Below are 17036 nucleotides of genomic sequence, written 5' to 3'. Positions count from 1 at the left end.
GCAACAACGGCAGCGGCGATGACCTGACCCTGGCCGCCGACACCACCGCTCCGACCCTGGTCATCAGCGCCGCCGACAGCAACCTCGCCGCCGGTGAAAGCACCACCATCACCTTCCAGTTCAGCGAGGCGGTGGCCGGCTTCGACGCCAGCGACGTGACCGTCGCCGGCGGCAGCCTGACACCACCATCACCTTCCAGTTCAGCGAGGCGGTGGCCGGCTTCGACGCCAGCGACGTGACCGTCGCCGGCGGCAGCCTGAGCGATTTCACCCAGGTCGATGCCGACACCTGGACCGCCACCTTTACCCAGAGTGGCAGCGACACCCCGAGCATCAGCGTCGCCAACGATCAGTACACCGACCTGGCCGGCAACAACGGCAGCGGCGATGACCTGACTATTGATCTCAACAACATCCCCACCGGCACCAACGGGGTGGTTACCCTCAATGAAGACAGTAGCCACAGCTTCAGCGCAGATGATTTCGGTTTCACCGATGCGGATCTCGGCGACAGTCTGCAGGCTGTGCGAATTGACAGCCTGCCGACAGCCGGTTCACTGCAACTCAACGGGGCAGCAGTCAACGCAGGTCAAGTCATTAGCCTGGCCGATCTGGGCAATCTAACGTTCCGCCCAGCACCCGACGCCAGTGGCGATAACTACAGCGCCTTGACCTTCTCGGTCAGCGATCAGGCCGGTCAGTTCGCGCTCGCGCCTAGCACGCTCAGCTTCGACGTGACGCCAGTAGCCGATGCGCCTATTGTCACCATCGAGCTGGGTGCAGGCAGCATCAGCACCACAACCATCACCACCGCCAACGTCACGACCAGCGATCAGGGCTTTAGCGTCAGCGCCATCAACCTCAACGGTTCTTCAGGGGTAATTTCCATCAACGGCAGCCCCGTTGGCTTTGGCGTAGTGGGGAATGCTTCCGGTGCCAACAACGAACTGGGCCAATCTGGCGGCCAGTCCGAACGCATCGTGGTGGACTTCGACGCTCCGGTAGCAAGCGCTACCGTCAGCTTCGCCTGGCTGCACACGGGCGAAAGGGCGACCTACAACCTCTTCGACAGCGCCGGCAACCCCATCGGCAGCGGCACCATCGCCGGGCTTACCGATATCGTCGACCCGGCTATCACGCTGACCAGTGAAAACGGCACGGCGATCAGCCGTATCGAGTTCAGCGCCCCGAATGGCGGCGACAACGACTACCTGATCAACTCGATCGAGTTTGTCTCCAGCATCGACTACCCGTTGACCATCACGGCCACGCCGACGGATATCGACTACTCCGAGTCGATTGCCAGCATTACGGTTACCGTACCAACAGGTGCCAGCCTGTCTGTCGGCACCAATAACGGTAACGGCACCTGGACGCTGCCCCTGACCAGTTCGGGGAACTATTCCGTGACGGTAGATGCGGACACCAAAGCGGTGACCATCACTGGTCTGGAGATGACTGTCCCGGGCAACCCGGTCGGCAGCCTGAGCGTCACGGTAACCGCAACCGCACAGGACGGTGCCGACACCGAGTCGACCTCCACCACCATTACCCTCGGTGACACAGACGCACCAGAGACCAATGCGGTAGCCGTCGCCACCGATGAGGACGTTCCTGTTGCAGTCAACCTGAGTGCAGTCGACGCATCCAGCAGCATCGCCAACTTCACCATTACCAGCCTGCCGACCAACGGCACGCTGATCTACAACGGCCAGGAGGTAGTGGTTGGCCAGGTCATTCCGGCGATCGGCAATCAGGCCAACCTGAGCTTTGCGCCAAACGCCAACTGGAATGGCAGTACCGCATTCCAGTACCTCGCCAGCGACGTTGCCGGCAACGTCGACCAGACCCCGGCCAGCGTGACCATACAGGTCAATGCGATCAACGATGCACCGGTCAACCAGCTGCCCACGGGCTATACCACCGACGAGGACGTTGCACTCAAGCTCAGCGGACTTTCGGTAAGCGATGTGGATGTTGCCTCGGGGTTCATATCGGTCACCCTGACAGTTGCCAGAGGTACTATCACTGCTGCAGACACAGGTGCTGTCAGCGTGACCGGTTCGGGTAGTAACAGTCTGCTGCTGAGCGGCACACTCGCCGATATCAATGCCTACCTCGCGGATACGGCCACTCAGCCGAGCTACATCCCGGTTGCCGATGACAGCGGCTCGGTCACCCTGACCATGACCAGTAACGATGGCGGCAATACCGGTGCGGGTGGAGCCCTGACGGACAGCGACAACATCACTATCACCATCAACCCGGTAGCCGATGCCGTGCCCGGCAATGATGTTTCGCTGGCTATCGGTACACCGCTGACCAATGAAATCAGCTTCGTCACCGATGGCGGTCTGACCGGCAAAGGTGAATACACCTTCGGCAACGGCGTAACCATATCCACTGGCGGCAACGGCACTTTCAACTGGTCGGGTGGTAACAACCTGGGCGTAAACAGTGCAGGCGACAACGGCACAGAGGCCCAGCGTATCGAGGGCAACGAAACCATCAACTTCAGCTTCCCAACCGGCATGCAGTATATGGCGCTGAAGCTGAAGAACTCCGCCGATGACGTGGTCAAGGTCAGCAGCAAGCTAGAAACCGCCGACCTGCAGGGACAGACCGCACTGAGCGGCAGCATCGCCACGTCCTCCACCAGTACGGTATCTTCCGCCAACCTCCAGGTGGAGCTGCAACTGGAAGTGGTCAATGCCGGTGTCACCAGCACTGTGACCCGCATTGCCACGGTCAACTCCGGAGGCAGCTGGTCAGTGAGCCTCACCGGCATCAGCGGCACCATCACCAAGGCCACACTCAACGCCACGTTCGACGGTGCCCTGTTCAACCAGGGCGGCAATGAATCGGCCAACGTGACCTATTCGGTCAGTGCCGACATGAGCAGCCTGTCCATCGGGCTGGGAGCGGCCGATGCCTTCAATATCGGCGGCAGGACCCAAGACAACAAGTCCAACAATGGCTTCCAGATCGAGTACATCGCCGTCGATCCCAACCCGACCGGGCTGACCAGCTACACCTACCCACTCGACCTTTACGCCAAGGTACAGGACACCATTGGCACGGCGGAAACCTTTACCGGCCTGGCCCTGAGCGACCTGCCGGCAGGCACTACTCTCAGCGTGGTGCGCGCCGATGGCAGCTATCAGGAGATCACTCCCAATGCCCAGGGCGAATATGACCTGAGCGCCTATACCGCTCTGCTGAATACGCCGACCACCACATCGGGCACCGACAAGCTCTATCTGGTCACCGTAGAGGCTCTTCCCAGCGGCTTCATCCCGACCCTGACAGTTGAAGTCAGCGACGGCGGTACCAGCAGCGCCAAGACCATAATTGGCGGCTCCGCCGGCTCGACGCTGACAGGCAGTGATGGCAACGACTATATCGATGGCGGAGCCGGCAACGACATCCTGATCGGCGGCGAAGGCGACGATATTCTCCTCGGCGGCAGCGGTGGCGATACATTCACCTGGAAAACCGGCGATCTGGGTAACGACGTGATCAAGGACTTCAACAGCAGCGAGGGCGACCGCATCGACCTAAGCGACCTGCTGCAGGGTGAGGAAAGCACCAGCGACATCACCCAGTTCCTGCGCGTGGACACGGCCACTTCGACCCTGCTGATCAGCAGCACAGGGGTACTCAACGCTGACGCCAGCAATGCCGACGTCAGCATCAAACTTGAGAACAATGGCGCGCCTGTCGATCTGAACCCAGGTAACCTGAGTCCGTCCGATCTGGTCAACTCGCTGATCGCAGGGGCCGACCCGATGATCAAGACCGACCATATCTGATAAGCAGAACCCCGCTACCATAAGGAAGCGGGGTTGTTTATTCGGGTGGCCACTAAGGCAAGGAGCGGTCGATGCTGTATGTAAAGCGTGATACGTGGGGCAACCTGCAGCAGGTTGAGGCTGCGCCCTTCGAAGGCATGGATGGCGAGTTGGCGGCGGATAGTCAGGAGGCTCAGGCCTGGTACGCCAACCAGACCGCCGAAAGCAGCCTGTTGCAACTCAAGCAGAGCGACCTGGACATGATCCGGGTACTGGAAGATCTGATCACCGTGCTGATCCGCAAGGGTGTGGTGCGGATCACCGATCTGCCGGAAGCGGCGCAGAGCAAGCTGGTCGGCCGCAGCAAGGCGCGCGATGCGCTGGGCGGCTTGCACCGGTTGATCAATGATGATGAGTCTGAGCTGATTTAAAAGGCTCTGTACCCGTTAACTGTTGTGGCGCAAGCGTGCTGTGTAGGAGCGGCTTCAGCCGCGAATTTCGCGGATAAATCCGCTCCTACAACAACCAAGTCGCACCGCCAACGCATAACGTGGACAGAGCTATCTAAAAGCCTCGACGCACTGAATCACCCTGTAGGAGCCAGCAAGCTGGCTCCTACTCGTTTGGGCCCTGCCCTATACCCAGGGCCCCGGTTCGCCAAACAGGCGACCCTGCACGCCTTCGATCCCCATGGCACGCAGCACCTGCCACTCCCCTTCGGTTTCCACCCGCTCGGCGATCAGCGGCAGGTCGATGCTGTTGGCCGCCCGCTGCATGGCTTCGATAAACAGGCGCTTGTCGTTTTCCTGGTCGATGGCGCGGATATAGCTGCCATCCACCTTGAGATAAGCCAGGCCGAGTTTGGCCAGGTTGCCGATCATGCTGAAGCGCCCACCAAAATGCTGCAGGCCGAGGCTGAAGCCAAGGCTGCGCAAACGCTGGGTCAGGACTTCCAGCTCGGCCTGTTCGGGTAGCTGATCCTCATCCAGCTCCAGGCTCAGACGCGACCCCAGGTGGCGATGTTGCTGCAGCAGCTCATACAGCCGGGCCAGGGCCTGGGGCTCGCGCACCGTATGGCCGGATAGGCTCAGGGCCACTGCGGCAGTGTGGCTAGCCATCTGCTGCAGCACCTGTTCAAGCATGGCCAGATCGAGCCGACTCGACCAGCCAAAACGTTCTAGCCAGGGCAGGAAGCGTCCCGCCGCCAGCAGCTTGCCTTGCTCATCGAGCACCCGCGCCAGCACCTTGTGGTGCAGTACCCGCTCCGGTTCGCCGGCGGCCACCACGGGCTGGAAGAACAACTGCAAGCGGCCCTGTTCCAGCGCCTGGTCGAGCAGGCGGTACCAGTTCTGTCGCTCATTCCCTTCTTGCGCCGACGCCCGCGCCGCGCTGAAGGCCCAGTTCGGCTGAGCCTGGCTCGCCGCCTGAGCCAGGGCGGTATCCAGGGCACGATAAAGGTCTTGCGACTCATCGCCCGGAGCAAAGGCGGTCAGGCCGATATGAGCCACTGGCAGGCAATCGCTGGCTCCGGTCTGCTGCAGGCTGCTCAAGGCACGTTCGAGGTTTTCCGCCAGCTGCTGGGCTTCCCCATGCTCCAGACCCGCCGCCAAAATGGCGAACTCGCCGCCGCGATTACGCGCCAGCACAAAGCGGCCCTGACTTGACTGCTGCAACAGCTCGGCAACGGCCTTGAGCAACTGGTCGGTACGCTGGCCGCCGAGGCGCTGGTTGAGCCCGGCCAGGTCGTTCAGGCGCAACAGCAGGAGGAAACCGCTGCAGGCCTGCTCCTCGACGCTCAGACGGGCGTGCAGTTGCAGGTCGAAATAGCGCCGGTTGGCCAGGCCGGTCAGGCTGTCCTGATAGGCCTCGGCGCGCAGCACTTCGCTGCGGGCGGCCTCCTCGGCGAACAATGCCTTGAGCTTGCCGACCATCTGGTTCATGGCATTGACCACCCGGCGGAACTCCGGGGTTTTCGGCAATTCCGGCAGGCTGAGGAATTCGCGCCGGGCGATGGCGTTGGACTGCTCGACCATATAGTCCAGCGGGCGCAACTGGCGCTTGAGCAGCAGCACCCCGAGGGCGACACAGAACACACCGCTCAGGGCCAGCCAGAGCAGATTACCCAGGGCGCTTTGCCAGAGTTTGCCGACCGCGAACAGCGGATGGCTGATTACCTGCACCTGGGCGGCCTGTCGCCAGCCATCACTGACAATGGCGTCGCCGCGGGCCGGGGCCAGATCGACCAGGCGGGCAAACCACTGCGGGGCCTCGCCCGAGACCGGCACCCCGACGCGCTCGACCAGCAACTTTCCATTGGCCGGGTCGACCACACGGATGCTCTCGAAGTAGCCACTGTCGAAGATCGAGCTGACCATCAGCTCGATCATCGCCACATCATTGACGTGAGGGCTTAGCGAAAGGCCCAGAGCCGTGGCGGCATCCTGGGCGTGGGCACGCAGCTGGTTGACCTGCTGCTCGCGGGAACTCTCCACGCTGACCAGGAAGCTGCCGGTGAAATTCACCAGCATCAACACGCAGATGGCAATAAACAGCTGCTTGAACAGTGACATCAGTGACTCCTGCTAGGCGCGCTCAAGGGAAACCCTCGGCGCGCATCTTTTTCAACAGATCCTGCCAGCGCGACAATTTCTTGCTGTCGCCCACCTGTTTGCCACCGCCGGCCCCGGGTAACCACAGGCCCTCGGCATTGAAGGAATACACCGGCACCAGGTCGCTGCGCTGGCTGGCCGGTTCGATGGCATCGATCAGGTTATCCAGCACCAGCGGCATGGCCAGTGGATGGGCGTAATAGGTCAGGACCATATGGGCCTGATTCAGGCGCACCGCCTTGACATAGGTGATGCGCAGCTTGTCGCTGGGCACCCCGAGCTGACGCAGGCTGAAATACTTGGCAAGCGCATAATCCTCACAGTCGCCGGCCCCACGCCACAGCGCCTCGACCGGCGTGGCCCAATAGTCCTGCACCCGCCATATGGCGATATCGTCACGAAAGCGCAGACGCAGATTGAAGAAGCGATTGACCGCCTTGAGCTGCTCCCGCTCATCTGCGGTGGCCTGCTCCTGCAACAGCCGTTGCCAGTCATTGATGCGACCCCGGCCCTCGCCCAGCGGGCCGTAAAGCTGTTCGGCCCGCGTGGTGATATGGCCGAAATCCCAGTCGGCGTGCAAGATACCCGCCGCCAAGGCGAGCAGCAGCGCAAGGGCCAAAGCGGCTTTGCCCACAGAAATACGCAGAATTTCGATCCGGCCAGACTGCACGCCACGACTTCCACCACAAGATGGCGGCCATGGTGCGGGCGGCGCTGGCAAAAGGCAATCACGGCTGGGCAGCGAGTGGCCGCCCTGTGATGAACGATCGCGACGAAGAGTTCTAGTTGGCGCGGTTCAGGCTCTAGGTAGGCTCTGGATATGCAGTACACCAAACAGCAACACCTGGGCGCGTTCCAGCCAGGGCTGCGGACGGCCCTGCAGACGCTGACGAAACAGCAGCACCTCGCCGACATGGACCAGCAACACCGCCGCCGCGGCCAGGTTGACCGGCCAGAACCAGGCCTCGCCCAGGGGTACGAACAGATTGGCCAGCGCCAGCAGCCAGAACATGGCCAGCGCGCCCTTGGCAAAACTCAGCAGATGCATCGGTACACTCCTAGCGTGCAATGGGAGCGCCGAGGATGCCGTAGCAGAACCGGCCTGCCCTCTGGACTTTGGTTGAGCCGCATACCGCAGCCGCCGCCCCTGGGGTGCGCCGTGGGTAAGACGCTAGAGAGAAGGAGATGGCGGCTTCAGCCATAAAGCCGCCGCCTGGTTGAGTCCCCTAAGGGCTATCAGTTGTACTGGCGTTGCCAGCCGCGCTCATCACCGCCGCGCTGCTCGTTACCACGCTGGCGGTCATCCTGCTGCCGGCGCGGTTGAGCGTTCTCCTGCCGGTGCTTACGTGACTGCTCCTGACGGCGCTCGCCGCGCTGTTCACTCCAGCCGGCCTGGCGCTCTATGCCACGGTACTTATGCCCGCTGGACTGGTAATGGCGCGGCGCAGGGGCCGGCAAATAGCGGCGCTGGTCATGCCGATCTTGGTCATAGCGCCGGCCGTCGTGGCGACGACCGTCATAATCATAGCGGCGCGCGTCATAGCGATAATCGTCATGCCGGTAGTGCCGTGGCACCACATACACCGGTTGACGCGGCACATGGTAATAGGTGGTCGAATAATGGCGGTCATAGCCGCGATGGCCATAGCCACTGCCACCGTATACCGCACAACCGGTCAGGGTCAGCCCCAACAACGCGATAATCATGGATTTAAACAGCATGCTGGCCTCCGTACCGCCAGTGGATAAAAGGCCAGCAAATGCTGGCCTTCTGGAACCGCTAAAATCGAGCTAACGAATCAGCAGCGACCTTTTTTCGCCTGCCCTGGCGGGCAATGAGGTGGCCCACCACCGCCATCGCCGATATCGACCCCTATGCCTGGAAGACGCAGGCTACAACCCTGTACGCTGACGGCCAGCATGGCGACCAGCAATAAGCTCAAATAAGTTTTCATCAGCAACGCCCTTGCATACGTAGACCTGGTGGGCAATGGCCACCATTACCACCACCATACCCTACATCCACCCTCACAGGTTCACCGATGCGCGCATGCACACCCGGTGCGCTGAAGGTACAGCCACCAAGCAACAGCACTAAAGCCATCAGAGTTAGAACACGCATTGCGCTACTCCTCGAATTTCCCACGGGCATCAGATGCCGGCGACCACCCTGGCTCCCATAAATGGAGCAGGTATGAACTTCGACACTGGCAAATCGCGCCTGTTCAATTGCCGGCGAAAATACAGCGCTAATCCATGCGCCCAGACACCCGAACGACAAACGCTCTATCCGCACCTTATTGCAGCGCAGCCAGCTGATCGCGCACCAGAACAGCGCAAGCGTCGCAACCAACAATCACCCTTCGCCCCCTATAACCCTATTGCAGAGCCCTGCAGTGCAACTGGCACGATGTTCGCTAAGTAACCAGCGTGCAGGAACAACCCTTATGCCGATGCATAACGGGATCGCGGCACCACAATTTGCAATTGCCGACTAGGGTTCCGGCTCGCTCGATGCATAACGCATCGCCGAGTGACTGGTCCGAGAGTTGGCGACCTCTTTCGAGGTTACACGGCGGGATAAAAGCCCGGGAGAACGCGCCCCAGAGATGGGGAAACCGCCGCGCACTCCTGCCCGCCATTTCTCGAACTGGAGGTTCCACCATGCGTAAGCCCCGTCTGTTCTCCACCCTCGCCGCCGGTCTGATCGCCGCCATCAGCCTCAATAGCCACGCCGCGCCGAAATCCGACTTCAGCGTCTGCTGGACCATCTACGCCGGCTGGATGCCCTGGGAATACGGTGCCGCAGAAGGCATCGTCGACAAGTGGGCAAAGAAGTACGACATCAATATCGATGTGGTGCAGATCAACGATTACGTCGAGTCGATCAACCAGTACAGCGCCGGCCAGTTCGACGGCTGCACCATGACCAATATGGACGCCCTGACCATCCCGGCTGCCGGCGGTATCGATTCCACCGCGCTGATCATCGGCGACTTCTCCAACGGCAACGACGGCGTCGTGCTCAAGGGCGAGAAGAAAACCCTGGGCGATCTCAAGGGCCAGAACGTCAACCTGGTCGAGCTGTCCGTTTCCCACTACCTGCTGGCCCGCGGCCTGGAAAAAGCCGGCCTCAGTGAGAGAGACCTGAAAGTGGTCAACACCTCTGACGCCGACCTGGTGGCCGCCTTCGCCACCAGCGACGTCACCGCCGTGACCACCTGGAACCCGCTGCTGGCCGAGATTGAAGCCACCCCCGGCGTGACCAAGGTGTTCGACTCCAGCCAGATTCCCGGTGAAATCATCGACCTGATGGTGGTCAACAGCGACACCCTCAAGGACAACCCGGCCTTCGGCAAGGCGCTGACCGGTGCCTGGTACGAAATCATGGCCACCATGAGCGCCGACACCCCGGCAGGCCTTGCCGCTCGCGAGCATATGGCCAAGGCCTCCGGCACCGACCTGGCCGGCTACGAAGCGCAACTGGCCGCGACCAAGATGTTCTACTCGGCCAAGGACGCCGTGGCCTTTGCCACCAGCCCGAAACTGCCAGCCACCATGACCAAGGTCGCGGAGTTCTCCTTCGGCCACGGCCTGCTCGGCGAGGGCGCGCAAAGCAGCGACGCCATTGGCATGAGCTTCGCCAAGGACGTGATCACCGGCGATAAGGGCAACCTCAAGCTGCGCTTCGACCCCAGCTATATGCAGATGGCGGCGGACGGCACGCTCTGAGGCTCGTAGGGTGCGCCGTGCGCACCACCCACTCCCACGAGTACCGATGGTGCGCGCGACGCACCCTACGCAGGGATACCCTATGCGCCTGATCAACCGTCACCCGGATCGCAGCGGTCGCCTGCTGCTGATCCTGCTGCCCTTCGCCCTGCTGCTGTTCGCCTACTTTGTCGGCTCGGCGCAGCGTCTGGCGGACAACCCCAACGACAAGTTGCTGCCCAGCGCCAGCCAGATGGGTGCGGCTATCGAGCGCCTGGCCTTTACCGAGGACAAGCGCAGCGGCAACTACCTGTTCTGGCAGGACAGCGCCGCCAGCCTCAAGCGCCTGGCCATGGGCATCGGTATCGCCGCCCTGGTCGGCCTGTGCCTGGGCATAGCCGCCGGTACCCTGCCGTTGTTCAGCGCACCGCTGTCGCCGCTGCTCACGGTGCTGTCGATGGTGCCGCCGCTGGCGATACTGCCGATCCTGTTTATCGTCTTTGGCCTGGGCGAGCTGTCCAAGGTGATGCTGATCGTTATCGGCATCACCCCGGTGCTGGCCCGCGACCTGGAACAGCGCGCCCGGGAAATCCCACCGGAATTGCTGATCAAGGCACAAACCCTGGGGGCCAGCACCTGGACCCTGATTCTGCGCGTGGTGCTACCGCAGATCCTGCCGCGCCTGCTGATTGCCCTGCGCCTGGTGCTCGGTTCGGCCTGGCTGTTTCTGATCGCCGCCGAAGCCATCGCCAGTACCGATGGCCTGGGCTACCGGATCTTTCTGGTGCGCCGCTATATGGCCATGGACGTGATCCTGCCCTACGTGGCCTGGATCACCCTGCTCGCCTGGCTGATGGACCTGGGCCTGCGTCAGCTCACCCGCCTGTGTTTCCCCTGGTATGAGGGGGCCAAGGCATGAGCTTTATTCAGGTCAAAAATGTCTGGCAGGAATACGGCGATCAGGTTGTGCTTGAGCGCCTCAATCTAAGCATCAACGAAGGCGAGTTCTGCACCCTGGTCGGCGCGTCCGGCTGTGGCAAGTCGACCTTTCTGCGCCTGTTGCTGGGCCAGGAACGCGCCAGCCGGGGCGAGATTCTGCTGGGCGGCGAGCCGCTGGCCGGTGAGCCCGATAGCAGCCGCGGCGTGGTGTTCCAGCGCTACTCGGTGTTTCCCCATCTATCCGTGCTGGATAACGTCGCCATCGGCCTGGAACTGCCCCGCGCGCCGCTGCTCGGCCGGCTATTTGGCCGCGCCAAGCGCGAGGCCCGCGAGCAGGCCGCAGTGATATTGCACAAGGTCGGCCTCGGCCACGCCCTGGACAAGTACCCCAGCCAACTCTCCGGCGGCATGCAGCAACGCCTGGCCATCGCCCAGGCGCTGATCATGCAGCCGCGCGTGTTGCTGCTCGACGAGCCCTTCGGCGCGCTCGACCCCGGCATCCGCAAGGACATGCACGCTCTGCTGCTGGAGCTGTGGCGCGCCACCGGCCTGACCGTGTTTATGGTCACCCACGACCTCAGCGAGGGCTTTAGCCTCGGCACCCGCCTGCTGGTGTTCGACAAGGTCCGCGTCGACCCCCATGCACCGAATGCCTTTGGCGCGCGCATCACCTACGACATTCCCTTGAACAGCGACCGCCGCGCCCAGCGCGCCGCCGTCGACGCCTTGCCCGCGCATATCGCCGGCAAGCTGAACCCGGCCCTGTAAGGAGTTGCCATGACAGCTGCACTGACCCTGCGCCCCACCCTTTACGAAGAATTCGTGCCCGGCGGTGGCCACACCTCCTTTGTCCTCAAGCGTGGCCAGCTGCTGCGCATCACCGACCTCGAAGGCGCGGCCAATGCCAGCCTGCTGTTGCTCTCTGCCGCCGAGAAAAGCGAACGGCTGAATCTGCCCGACAGCCTCAAGTGCCAGCACACCGCCAAGCTCACCGCCGGCCACTGCCTGTACTCGGATATGGGCCGGGTGCTCGCCGCCATCACCGCCGACACCTGTGGCTGGCATGACAGCTTCGGCGGCGTACTGAATGCCGAAGAAGTCACCGAAAAATACGGTCAGGGCCGCTATCAAGAACTGCGTAACGGCTTCTTCCGCAACGGCGTGGACAACCTGCTGGTGGAAATGGGCAAGTGGAACCTCAATCTGCAGGACCTGCTGATGTGCCTCAACCTGTTCAGCAAAGTCACGGTCGACAGCGATGGCTGCTTCCACTTCCAGCCGGGTAACTCCAAGGCCGGCGACTATATCGAGCTGTATGCACCGATGGACTGCCTGGTGGTGCTCACCGCCCTGCAGCACCCCATGGACCCCAACCCCGACTACGCGCCCAAGCCGCTGCAACTGTCCTGGCACAAGGTCGAAAGCGACGGCATCAGCGTGCTGTGCCGAACCTCGCGCCCGGAAAACGCCCGCGGCTTCCATAACACCGAACGTCTGTATATCTGAGGCCGGCCAGCATGACTCTTATCGCAAGCGACAAGCACCCGGAAGCCGCCGTATACCGCGCCACCATTGGTGCCGGCGAGCCCTTTCTCTGTGAGGTGAAGGCCGGCCAGACCCTGCGCCTGCTCGACCTGGAAGGCAATCAGGCGGTCGATACCCTGTTCTACTCGGCGCGCAACCCGCGCGAGCGCTACGACGTGCAACGCACCCTGCGCAAACAGAACCGCGTGTACCTGACCACCGGCAGCGTGCTCTATTCCAACCTGGGCCAGCCGATGCTGAGCATCGTTGCCGACACCTGCGGCCGCCACGACACCCTTGGCGGTGCCTGCGCCCAGGAGAGCAACACGGTCCGCTACGCCCTGGACAAGCGCTATATGCACAGCTGCCGCGACAATTTCCTGCGCGCCAGCCTGCACGACGGCCGCCTGAACAAGGCCGACATCAGCGCCAATATCAACTTCTTTATGAACGTGCCGGTCACCCCCGAAGGCGGCCTGACCTTCGAGGACGGCATCTCCGCCGCCGGCAAATACGTCGAGCTGAAGGCGCATATGGACGTGATCGTACTGATCTCCAACTGCCCGCAATTGAACAACCCATGCAACGGCTACAACCCGACTCCGGCCGAGGTGCTGGTGTGGGATTGAAGCAGCTGTAAGCCTCGTAGGATGGGTTGAGCGCAGCGATACCCATCGCCCTTTGACTGTCGATGGGTTACGCCTTCGGCTAACCCATCCTACGGAAAACGAATTTCCACCCCGGACGACCGTGGTGCAGACCGAATACAGCGGGACGGCCCGCCTGCCCTTTCGAGGGGAACGACCATGTTCAGCAAACTGCTAATCGCCAACCGCGGTGCCATTGCCTGCCGCATCCTGCGCACCCTGCGTCAGCTCGACGTCAAAGGCGTAGCCGTCTACTCCGAAGCCGACGCCGCCAGCCTGCATATTCAACAGGCCGATGAAGCCTTCAGCCTCGGCGAAGGCCCGGCTGCGGGCACCTACCTGATGGTCGAGAAGATTCTCGCCGTGGCCAAGCAGAGTGGTGCCACCGCTATCCACCCCGGCTACGGCTTTCTTTCGGAGAACGCCGCCTTTGCCGAGGCCTGCGAGGCCGCCGGTATCGCCTTTGTCGGGCCGACGCCGGAGCAACTGCGGGTATTCGGTCTGAAGCACACCGCCCGCGCCCTGGCCAAGCAGCACGGCGTGCCGATGCTCGAAGGCACCGAGCTGCTGGAAAACCTCGACGCCGCGCTGGTCGCCGGCGAACAGGTCGGTTACCCGGTGATGCTGAAAAGCACCGCCGGCGGCGGCGGTATCGGCATGCGCGTATGCAACAGCGCCGCCGAGCTGAGTGACGCCTTCGAGGCGGTCAAACGCCTGGGGCAGAACAACTTCAGCGACAGCGGCGTATTTATCGAGAAATACATCCAGCGTGCCCGCCATCTGGAAGTGCAGGTATTTGGCGATGGTCGCGGCGAAGTGCTGGCCCTCGGCGTGCGCGACTGTTCGGTGCAGCGGCGCAACCAGAAGGTGCTGGAAGAAACCCCGGCACCCAACCTGCCATCCGGCATGGCCGAGGAGCTGTGCGCGGCGGCGATCAAGCTGGCCAAGGCGGTCAGCTACCGCAGCGCCGGCACCGTGGAATTTGTCTACGACAGCGAGGCGGCGCGTTTCTACTTCCTCGAAGTGAACACCCGCCTGCAGGTCGAACACGGCGTTACCGAACAGGTGTGGGGCGTCGATCTGGTGCGCTGGATGATCGAGCTGGCGGCTGGCGATCTGGCCCCGTTAAGCGAACTGGCGAAAGACCTTAAGCCCAGCGGCCACGCCATTCAGGCGCGCCTGTATGCCGAAGACCCGGGCCGCGACTTTCAGCCCAGCCCCGGCCTGCTCACCGCTGTGGACTTCCCCAAGGCCGATGGCCAGGCGCTGCGTATCGACACCTGGGTCGAAGCCGGCTGCGAGATCCCACCCTACTTCGATCCGATGATCGCCAAGGTCATCACCTGGGCCGATAGCCGCGAAGCTGCAAGCGCGGCGCTTGGCCAGGCCCTGGCCGACACAGTGCTGTATGGCGTGGAAACCAATAGCCAGTACCTGCGGCAAATCCTCACCGACGCACCCTTTGCCAGCGGCAACCCCTGGACCCGCTGCCTGGAAGGCCTGGTTTATCAGGCCAATACCTTCGAAGTACTGAGCGCCGGCACCCAGACCACGGTGCAGGACTTCCCCGGCCGCCTCGGTTACTGGGCAGTCGGCGTACCGCCCTCCGGGCCGATGGACAGCCGCGCCCTGCGCCTGGGCAATCGTCTGCTGGGCAACGCGGCCGATGCCGCGGGCCTGGAAATCACCATGAGCGGCCCGACCCTGCGCTTTAACACCGATGCGGTGGTGGCGGTCACTGGCGCGCCTATTCCGCTGACCCTCGATGGCAGCGAGCAGCCACTCAATACCGCGCTGCTGATCAAGGCCGGCAGCACTCTGAGCCTCGGCACCATCCGGGGCGCAGGCGCACGCAGCTACCTGAGTCTGCGCGGCGGCGTGCAGGTGCCGGATTACCTGGGCAGCAAAAGCACCTTTACCCTCGGCCAGTTCGGCGGTCACGCTGGCCGCGCCCTGCGCGCCGGCGATGTGCTGCACCTGTTACCGCTTGGCGATACGGAAACTGGCGCGCAACTGCCCGCCGAGCTGTGCAGCGCCTTGCCAGCCGTGCGCGAAATCCGCGTGATCTATGGCCCCCATGGCGCGCCGGAATACTTCACCGAAGGCTATATCGAGACATTCTTCGCCACCGACTGGGAGGTGCATTTCAACTCCAGCCGCACCGGCGTGCGCCTGATCGGGCCCAAGCCCGAGTGGGTGCGCGACAGCGGCGGCGAAGCCGGCCTGCACCCCTCCAATATCCACGACAACCCCTACGCCATCGGCGCGGTGGACTTTACCGGCGATATGCCGGTGATCCTCGGCCCAGACGGCCCGAGCCTGGGCGGCTTCGTCTGCCCGGTGACGATTATCGAGGCGGATCTGTGGCAGCTGGGGCAGCTCAAGGCCGGCGACAAGGTGCGCTTTGCGCCGGTGGATATCGCCACAGCGCGGGAGCTGGCAAAAGCCGGCAATCTTGAATGTGCGAGCCTTCGTAGGAGCGGCCTTGGCCGCGATCAAGCGGACAACGCAATCGCGGCCAAGGCCGCTCCTACAAAAGACAATACCCTCACCTCCCCCATCGTCCTGGATATCGGCGAAGCCGATAAACGCCTGGTCGCGCGCCTGTCCGGCGACACTCATGTGCTGCTGGAAATCGGCGCGCCAGAGCTGGATCTGGTGCTGCGCTTCCGTGGCCATGCGCTGATGCAGGCGCTGGAGGCCAAGCAGCTCGATGGGGTGATCGACCTCACCCCTGGCATCCGCTCGCTGCAGCTGCACTACCAGCCGGAAACCCTGTCGCTGGCCAATCTGCTGGCCATCGTCATCGGCGAATGGGATGCCGTGTGCGCCGCGCAAGACCTCAAGGTGCCCTCGCGGATCGTCCATCTGCCGCTGTCCTGGGATGACCCGGCCTGCCAGTTGGCCATCGAGAAATATATGACCACGGTGCGCAAGGATGCCCCCTGGTGCCCGAGCAACCTGGAATTTATCCGCCGGATCAACGACCTGCCCAATCTCGACGAGGTCTACAGAACCGTCTTCGAAGCCAGCTATCTGGTGATGGGCCTGGGCGACGTCTACCTCGGTGCGCCGGTGGCCACCCCGCTCGACCCGCGCCATCGCCTGGTCACCACCAAGTACAACCCGGCGCGCACCTGGACCGCCGAGAACTCCGTGGGCATCGGCGGTGCCTATATGTGCGTGTACGGCATGGAAGGCCCCGGCGGTTACCAGTTCGTCGGCCGCACCCTGCAGATGTGGAACCGCTACCGTGAAGTGGCCGCCTTCGACGGCAAGCCCTGGCTGCTGCGCTTTTTCGACCAGATCCGCTTCTACCCGGTCTCGGCCGAGGAGTTGCTGCGCATTCGCCGTGACTTCCCCCTGGGCCGCTATGACCTGCGTATCGAACACAGCGAACTGCACCTGGCCGATTACCAGGCCTTTCTCGACCGCGAAGCCGAGGGCATCGAGGCCTTCCGCAACCAGCAGCGCGCCGCCTTCGACGCCGAACGCCAGCGCTGGATCGCCTCCGGCCAGGCGCACTACGAGAGCGAGGAAGTCGCCGCCGATCTCGGCGAAGACGCCCCGCTCGGTGCCGGCCTGCACAGCATCGAAAGCCATATCGCCGGCAACCTCTGGCAGGTGCAGGTGACGGCAGGCAGCAGGGTCAAGGCCGGTGATGTGCTGGTGATTCTGGAGTCGATGAAGATGGAAATCCCCCTGCTCGCCCCGATAGACGGCGTAGTCAGCGAGGTGCGCGTAGAACCCGGCTCGCCGGTACGCGCCGGCCAGCGCGTGGTGGTTTTGCAAGAAGCATAAAACCGTAGGGTGGAT

Annotated in this window: 15 protein-coding genes and 1 riboswitch; of the genes, 10 read left to right on the top strand and 5 right to left on the bottom strand. The window is 62.9% G+C overall.

Annotation, left to right across the window (positions count from 1 at the left end):
• From WMW70_RS05740 to WMW70_RS05730, 3 genes are all read left to right on the top strand, one after another.
• Positions 1 to 239, top strand: a 239-nt coding sequence (locus WMW70_RS05740) for an Ig-like domain-containing protein (RefSeq protein WP_341436524.1), incomplete at its 5' end; no start/stop codon positions are given.
• Positions 212 to 3811 (top strand): beta strand repeat-containing protein, encoded by a 3600-nt coding sequence (locus WMW70_RS05735; RefSeq protein WP_341436523.1) that lies wholly within the window; start codon positions 212 to 214, stop codon positions 3809 to 3811. The genes WMW70_RS05740 and WMW70_RS05735, both read left to right, overlap by 28 nt.
• 71 nt (positions 3812 to 3882) lie before the next feature.
• Positions 3883 to 4221: a tryptophan synthase subunit beta gene (locus WMW70_RS05730; protein ID WP_341436522.1), complete on the top strand. Its 339-nt coding sequence runs from the start codon at positions 3883 to 3885 to the stop codon at positions 4219 to 4221.
• A 204-nt stretch (positions 4222 to 4425) separates the two neighbouring features.
• On the opposite strand, the gene lapD is transcribed toward WMW70_RS05730, so the two are convergent.
• From lapD to WMW70_RS05705, 5 genes are all read right to left on the bottom strand, one after another.
• A complete protein-coding gene (gene lapD / locus WMW70_RS05725; protein WP_341436521.1) occupies positions 4426 to 6360 on the bottom strand; it encodes a cyclic di-GMP receptor LapD in 1935 nt (644 codons plus the stop codon).
• Between the two features lie 22 nt (positions 6361 to 6382).
• On the bottom strand, positions 6383 to 7054 hold the full coding sequence (gene lapG / locus WMW70_RS05720; RefSeq protein ID WP_445942113.1) for a cysteine protease LapG: 672 nt from the start codon (positions 7052 to 7054) through the stop codon (positions 6383 to 6385).
• Positions 7055 to 7195: 141 nt separating this feature from the next.
• On the bottom strand, positions 7196 to 7447 hold the full coding sequence (locus tag WMW70_RS05715) for a DUF1145 domain-containing protein (protein ID WP_341436519.1): 252 nt from the start codon (positions 7445 to 7447) through the stop codon (positions 7196 to 7198).
• Between the two features lie 188 nt (positions 7448 to 7635).
• Complete coding sequence (locus tag WMW70_RS05710; protein ID WP_341436518.1) at positions 7636 to 8121, bottom strand: hypothetical protein; 486 nt, start codon at positions 8119 to 8121, stop codon at positions 7636 to 7638.
• Between the two features lie 77 nt (positions 8122 to 8198).
• Positions 8199 to 8321, bottom strand: coding sequence for a hypothetical protein (locus tag WMW70_RS05705; protein WP_445942112.1), 123 nt, complete (start codon positions 8319 to 8321; stop codon positions 8199 to 8201).
• A 272-nt stretch (positions 8322 to 8593) separates the two neighbouring features.
• On the opposite strand from WMW70_RS05705, the gene WMW70_RS05700 reads away from it, so the two are divergent.
• The 7 genes from WMW70_RS05700 (at position 8594) to uca (ending at position 17021) form a co-directional block, all read left to right on the top strand.
• Positions 8594 to 8824, top strand: a complete 231-nt coding sequence (locus tag WMW70_RS05700; protein WP_341436516.1) for a hypothetical protein — start codon at positions 8594 to 8596, stop codon at positions 8822 to 8824.
• A 58-nt stretch (positions 8825 to 8882) separates the two neighbouring features.
• Positions 8883 to 8996: riboswitch (guanidine-I (ykkC/yxkD leader) on the top strand.
• Positions 8997 to 9063: 67 nt separating this feature from the next.
• Positions 9064 to 10131: a putative urea ABC transporter substrate-binding protein gene (locus WMW70_RS05695; RefSeq protein WP_341436515.1), complete on the top strand. Its 1068-nt coding sequence runs from the start codon at positions 9064 to 9066 to the stop codon at positions 10129 to 10131.
• 82 nt (positions 10132 to 10213) lie between these two features.
• Complete coding sequence (locus WMW70_RS05690; protein ID WP_325507617.1) at positions 10214 to 11029, top strand: ABC transporter permease; 816 nt, start codon at positions 10214 to 10216, stop codon at positions 11027 to 11029.
• Entirely contained in the window at positions 11026 to 11817 is a 792-nt protein-coding gene (locus tag WMW70_RS05685) for an ABC transporter ATP-binding protein (RefSeq protein ID WP_341436514.1), read from the top strand. The genes WMW70_RS05690 and WMW70_RS05685 overlap by 4 nt, the downstream gene beginning before the upstream one ends.
• A 9-nt stretch (positions 11818 to 11826) precedes the next feature.
• Entirely contained in the window at positions 11827 to 12555 is a 729-nt protein-coding gene (locus WMW70_RS05680) for an urea amidolyase associated protein UAAP1 (RefSeq protein WP_341436513.1), read from the top strand.
• Between the two features lie 11 nt (positions 12556 to 12566).
• The gene (locus WMW70_RS05675) at positions 12567 to 13202 is read left to right on the top strand and encodes an urea amidolyase associated protein UAAP2 (RefSeq protein WP_341436512.1); all 636 of its coding nucleotides are present in this window, start codon (positions 12567 to 12569) and stop codon (positions 13200 to 13202) included.
• A 177-nt stretch (positions 13203 to 13379) separates the two neighbouring features.
• Entirely contained in the window at positions 13380 to 17021 is a 3642-nt protein-coding gene (uca, locus tag WMW70_RS05670; RefSeq protein WP_341436511.1) for an urea carboxylase, read from the top strand.
• Positions 17022 to 17036 lie beyond the last annotated feature (15 nt).

The sequence above is a fragment of the Pseudomonas sp. XK-1 genome (assembly GCF_038069885.1).
In the GTDB taxonomy this organism is placed as follows: Bacteria; Pseudomonadota; Gammaproteobacteria; order Pseudomonadales; family Pseudomonadaceae; genus Aquipseudomonas.
Note: the sequence above shows the minus strand (reverse complement) of the source record. Positions and strands in the feature narration are given on the sequence as shown.

Bases quoted from the DNA above. Each gene is read 5' to 3' on its own strand.
- lapD (WP_341436521.1), bottom strand. From the start codon at position 6,360: ATGTCACTGTTCAAGCAGCTGTTTATTGCCATCTGCGTGTTGATGCTG.
- WMW70_RS05690 (WP_325507617.1), top strand. From the start codon at position 10,214: ATGCGCCTGATCAACCGTCACCCGGATCGCAGCGGTCGCCTGCTGCTG.
- WMW70_RS05680 (WP_341436513.1), top strand. From the start codon at position 11,827: ATGACAGCTGCACTGACCCTGCGCCCCACCCTTTACGAAGAATTCGTG.
- WMW70_RS05715 (WP_341436519.1), bottom strand. From the start codon at position 7,447: ATGCATCTGCTGAGTTTTGCCAAGGGCGCGCTGGCCATGTTCTGGCTG.
- WMW70_RS05675 (WP_341436512.1), top strand. From the start codon at position 12,567: ATGACTCTTATCGCAAGCGACAAGCACCCGGAAGCCGCCGTATACCGC.
- WMW70_RS05700 (WP_341436516.1), top strand. From the start codon at position 8,594: ATGAACTTCGACACTGGCAAATCGCGCCTGTTCAATTGCCGGCGAAAA.
- WMW70_RS05710 (WP_341436518.1), bottom strand. From the start codon at position 8,121: ATGCTGTTTAAATCCATGATTATCGCGTTGTTGGGGCTGACCCTGACC.
- WMW70_RS05705 (WP_445942112.1), bottom strand. From the start codon at position 8,321: ATGCTGGCCGTCAGCGTACAGGGTTGTAGCCTGCGTCTTCCAGGCATA.
- WMW70_RS05730 (WP_341436522.1), top strand. From the start codon at position 3,883: ATGCTGTATGTAAAGCGTGATACGTGGGGCAACCTGCAGCAGGTTGAG.
- WMW70_RS05695 (WP_341436515.1), top strand. From the start codon at position 9,064: ATGCGTAAGCCCCGTCTGTTCTCCACCCTCGCCGCCGGTCTGATCGCC.
- uca (WP_341436511.1), top strand. From the start codon at position 13,380: ATGTTCAGCAAACTGCTAATCGCCAACCGCGGTGCCATTGCCTGCCGC.
- WMW70_RS05685 (WP_341436514.1), top strand. From the start codon at position 11,026: ATGAGCTTTATTCAGGTCAAAAATGTCTGGCAGGAATACGGCGATCAG.